3 protein-coding genes and 1 pseudogene are annotated in these 4,454 nt (G+C 73.8%); 1 reads left to right on the forward strand and 3 read right to left on the reverse strand.

What is annotated here, in order from left to right:
- Window positions 1-72: 72 nt before the first annotated feature.
- Complete coding sequence (locus C6N75_RS28495) at window positions 73-1,089, reverse strand: agmatine deiminase family protein (RefSeq protein WP_105871736.1); 1,017 nt, start codon at window positions 1,087-1,089, stop codon at window positions 73-75.
- Window positions 1,090-1,247: 158 nt separating this feature from the next.
- Window positions 1,248-1,343: pseudogene (locus C6N75_RS31920) on the reverse strand (hypothetical protein); the annotation flags it as partial.
- A 205-nt stretch (window positions 1,344-1,548) separates the two neighbouring features.
- Here C6N75_RS31920 and C6N75_RS28500 point away from each other — a divergent pair.
- Window positions 1,549-3,006 (forward strand): cytosine permease, encoded by a 1,458-nt coding sequence (locus C6N75_RS28500; RefSeq protein ID WP_105871737.1) that lies wholly within the window; start codon window positions 1,549-1,551, stop codon window positions 3,004-3,006.
- A 167-nt stretch (window positions 3,007-3,173) separates the two neighbouring features.
- On the opposite strand, the gene C6N75_RS28505 is transcribed toward C6N75_RS28500, so the two are convergent.
- On the reverse strand, window positions 3,174-4,265 hold the full coding sequence (locus C6N75_RS28505; protein WP_105871738.1) for a branched-chain amino acid aminotransferase: 1,092 nt from the start codon (window positions 4,263-4,265) through the stop codon (window positions 3,174-3,176).
- Between the last annotated feature and the right edge of the window lie 189 nt (window positions 4,266-4,454).

Genomic DNA, 4,454 nt, shown 5'->3' on the forward strand with positions numbered 1-4,454 from the left:
GCAGCCTCAAGTAGGCGTCTGACCCGCCCGCGCCGGGGCGGCCCGGGGTGGGGCCGCCCCGGCGCGGGCGGGTCAGACGCCTACTTGAGGCTGCTGCTGGGTGATGCAGTGGATGCCGCCCCCGGCCGCGAAGATGGCGCGGGCGTCGACCAGGACGACCTCGCGGTCGGGGAAGAGGCGGCGGAAGATCGCGGCGGCCTCCTCGTCGCGCGGGTCGTCGAAGGCGCAGAGGATCACCGCGCCGTTGCACAGGTAGTGGTTGATGTAGGAGTAGTCGACCCACTCGCCGTCCTCCTGGAGGACGGTGGGGGCGGGGATCTCGACGACCTCCAGCGGGCGGCCCTGGGCGTCGGTCTGCCGGCGGAGCAGTTCGACGTTGGACTTGCACAGCTCGTGGTCGGGGTGGCGCGGGTCGGGCTGGGTGTGGGTGACGACCGTGCCGGGGCGGGCGAAGGCGGCGACGATGTCGATGTGCCCGCGGGTGCCGAACATGCCGTAGTCGCCGGTCAGGCCGCGGGGCAGCCAGATCGCCTTGCTGGTGCCGAGCTTGGCGTGGATCTCGGCTTCGACCTGCTCGCGGTTCCACTGCGGGTTGCGCTCGGGGCCGAGCTGGACGGTGTCGGTGAGCAGCACGGTGCCCTCGCCGTCCACGTGGATGGCGCCGCCCTCGTTGACCAGTTCGCTGGAGAGGACGGGGACGCCGGCGAGGTCGGCGACCTGGCGGGCGATCTCGGAGTCGTGCTCCCAGCGGGCCCAGTCGGCGGCGCCCCAGCCGTTGAACACCCAGTCCACGGCGGCCAGCCGCTCGCCGTCGGTGACGAAGGTGGGGCCGATGTCCCGCATCCATGCGTCGTCCAGGTCGCGTTCGACCAGGTCGATGTCGTCGCCGAGCAGGGCGCGGGCCTCCTCGCCCTGGCCGGGGCCGTGCACCACGGTGACCGGCTCGAAGCGGCGTACGGCGCGGGCCACGGCGGCCCATGCCTCGCGGGCCTCACGCAGCTCGTCGTCGCTGGTGAAGGTCGGGTTGGGGCTGGGCCAGGCCATCCAGGTGCGCTCGTGCGGGACCCATTCGGCGGGCATGCGGTACATCGGGTGATCCTCGGGTGTGGGACGACGGGGACGCGTCGGGGGCGGCCATCGCGCTCCCGGCTGCGGCGAAGGCCCGGCGTACGGTCTCGCCGGGCCTTCGCCCTGCCGCGGGCGGCCTCGCGGACGGGGTCCGCGACCAGGGCGGTCGCCTCGGGCACGCCGATCCGCGGGCCCCGCGCCCGGCGGGCCCGGGCGGGCTCGGCGGCGGCCCCGAGGAGCAGCGGCCGGTGGCGCCCCGTCGCGGTCAGTCGCACCTCAGCACACCTCCCTGTTTGAGCACCACTCTAACGGTAGGGCGGAAGCCGTCAAACCGGTGGGCAACGCATGTGGAGTGCGGGAGGAAACTGCTCGGACCTCAAGGGAAACCATTGACGCGGCCCGGACGGATGACGGACATTGAGCGTCGCTCTAACCAGCGGAGCCCCCCGTTCCAGCAGACCCCCGGCAGGGAGGACGCCCATGTCCCCACTCGTGAACAAGCACGGTCTTGAGCAGCGCGGCACCGACACCGTCCCCGACGAGGAACGGACCAGCGGGCCCCGCGACCTGGTCGCCATCCTGCTGGGCTCGAACCTCTGCCTCGGCGTCATCGTCTTCGGCTGGCTGCCGGTCTCCTTCGGGCTCGGCCTGTGGCCGGCCGTCACCTCGGTGCTGGCGGGGACGGTCGTCGGGGTGGCGGTCACCGCGCCGCTGGCGCTGGTCTCCCTGCGTACCGCGACCAACCTCTCCACCTCCAGCGGCGCCTTCTTCGGGGTACGCGGCCGCCTGGTCGGCTCGGTGGTGGGACTGCTGCTGTCGCTCGGCTACACCGCGCTGACCCTGTGGATCGGCGGCGACGTGATGGTCGGCACGCTGACGAGGCTGGTGGGGCTGCCCGACGGGACGGCCGCGCACATCGCGGTGTACGCGCTGCTGGCGGGCTGCACGGCGGTCGCCGCGGTCTACGGCTACAACCTGCTGCTGAGGCTGAGCCGGGTGCTGGCCGTCGGGATGACGGTGCTGCTCGCGGTGGGCCTGGCCGCGTACGCGGGCGACTTCACCGCCGCGCCGCCGCCGGACACCCCGTACCTGCTGGGCTCCTTCTGGCCGACCTGGGCGCTGTCGGCGGTGGCCGCGGGCCTGAGCGGTCCGATCGCCTTCATCACCCTGCTGGGCGACTACACCCGCTACGTCTCACCGCTGCGGCACCGCCCGCGCACGGTGTGGAAGGCCACCTGTCTGGGGCTGCTGGCGGGGCTGCTGGTGCCGCAGTTGTTCGGAACGTTCACCGCGCTGGCCGCCCGGGCCGGCGCGGACTACGCGGGGCCGCTGGTCGCCGCGTCGCCCGTCTGGTACCTGGTGCCGCTGCTGGTCGCGGCCGCCGCCGGCTCGGTGGGCAACGCCGGACTGATGCTCTACTCGATGGGCCTGGACCTGGACGCGATCGTGCCCCGGGCCGGCCGCACCGGCGCCACCCTGGCGGTCGCCGCGATCGCCACCGCGTTCGTCTTCGCCGGGCACTTCGCCTGGGACGCGCAGTCGGCGATGACCTCGTTCGTGCTGCTGCTCACCGCCCTGGGCACGCCCTGGGCGGTGATCACCCTCATCGGGCACCTGCGCTGCCGCGGCGATTACGACGCGGAGGCGCTCCAGGTCTACAACCGGCGTGCGCACGGCGGGGCCTACTGGTTCCGCGCCGGCTGGCACCCGCGGGCCACGGCCGCGTGGGCGGTGGGCGCGGCGGTCGGCCTGCTGGCGGTGGGCACCCCGCTGTACCAGGGGCCGCTGCTGGCGCTGACCGGCGGGGTGGACGTGAGCTTCGTGCTGTCGGGGCTGGCCGGCGGCGCGGTGTACGTCCTGACGACGTCCCGCGCGGCGGCGCCCCGCCCGGCGGAGGCCGCTTCCGCCGCACCGTCACCGGCCCGGTTCGGCCGCTAGCCGCACCCGGCCGGTAGCCCCGCGGTCGGGGCGGGCCGCCCCCGCCGCGGCGGCCGGTCGCGGGGAAGGGCCCAGGCCGCGGCCGCGGGTGGGGCCGGGCCGCCGCCCGATGCGCCGGCCCGACGTGCGTCCCCGTACGACGGCCCGACGTGCGTCCGCGTACGGCGTCAGGCCAGTTCGTGGGTCCAGCCGTGGACGTCCTCGGCGGCGCCGGTCTGAATGTCCAGCAGCGCCTTGCGCAGCGCCATGGTGACCTTGCCCGGCTCGCCGTCGCCCTGGGCCCACTCGCCGCCGGTGGACTTCACGAAGCCGACCGGGGTGATGACCGCGGCGGTGCCGCAGGCGAAGACCTCGGTCAGCGCGCCGCTCTCGGCGTCCCGGCGCCACTGCTCGGTGGAGATCCGGCCCTCCTCGGAGGTGTAGCCGAGGTCCTTGGCGACGCTGAGCAGCGAGTCGCGGGTGATCCCGGCGAGCAGCGAGCCGGTCAGCTCGGGCGTGACGATCCTGTCCCCGTACACGAAGTACAGGTTCATGCCGCCCATCTCCTCGACCCACTTGTGCTCCAGCGCGTCCAGCCAGACGACCTGGTCGCAGCCCTTCCGGGCGGCCTCGGCCTGGGCGAGCAGGGAGGCGGCGTAGTTGCCGCCGGTCTTGGCGAAGCCCATGCCGCCGGGGACGGCGCGGACGTAGTCCTCGGAGAGCCAGACGGAGACCGGCTTGACCCCGCCGGGGAAGTACGGGCCGGCCGGCGAGGCGATCACGATGAACAGGTACTCGTTGGCCGGGCGGACGCCGAGCCCGACCTCGGCGGCGATCATGAAGGGGCGCAGGTAGAGCGAGGACTCGCCGCCGTGCGCCGGGACCCACGCCTTGTCCTGCTGGACCAGCGCGTCGCAGGCGGCGACGAAGGTCTCGACCGGCAGCTCGGGCATGGCGAGCCGGCGGGCGGAGGTGCGGAAGCGCTCGGCGTTGGCGTCGGGGCGGAAGGTGACGACCGAGCCGTCGGGGCGGCGGTACGCCTTGAGGCCCTCGAAGATCTCCTGCGCGTAGTGCAGGGTCATGTTGGCGGGGTCGATGGAGAGCGGCGCGTACGGGGTGAGCTGGGCGTCGTGCCAGCCGCGGCCCTCGGTCCACCGGATGGTCACCATGTGGTCGGTGAAGTGGCGGCCGAATCCCGGGTTGGCCAGGATCGCCTCGCGCTCCTCGTCCGACAGCGGGTGCGAGGAGGGCTTGAGCTCGATCGTGGGCGTCGTCGTCATGAGTGCTTTCGTCCTTCACCGTTGTGTGTGACGGACCGCGCTCACGCCGCTGCGCACCTGCTAGGACGTCCGAGCTTCACCGCATGCCGCGGCCCCGCGTTCGATTATCGCCCGGGGAGCGGTGTGCCGGAAAGCCCGCCCGGCACGGGCCGGGCGCCGGTGGGGTGCGTCGTCTGCGTACGTGCGTGG

The organism is Streptomyces solincola (assembly GCF_002982015.1).
Taxonomy (GTDB): domain Bacteria; phylum Actinomycetota; class Actinomycetes; order Streptomycetales; family Streptomycetaceae; genus Streptomyces; species Streptomyces solincola.

What these genes read in the sequence shown, in the direction of transcription:
- C6N75_RS28500 (WP_105871737.1), top strand. Translation starts at nt 1,549, where the DNA reads ATGTCCCCACTCGTGAACAAGCACGGTCTTGAGCAGCGCGGCACCGAC.
- C6N75_RS28505 (WP_105871738.1), bottom strand. Translation starts at nt 4,265, where the DNA reads ATGACGACGACGCCCACGATCGAGCTCAAGCCCTCCTCGCACCCGCTG.
- C6N75_RS28495 (WP_105871736.1), bottom strand. Translation starts at nt 1,089, where the DNA reads ATGTACCGCATGCCCGCCGAATGGGTCCCGCACGAGCGCACCTGGATG.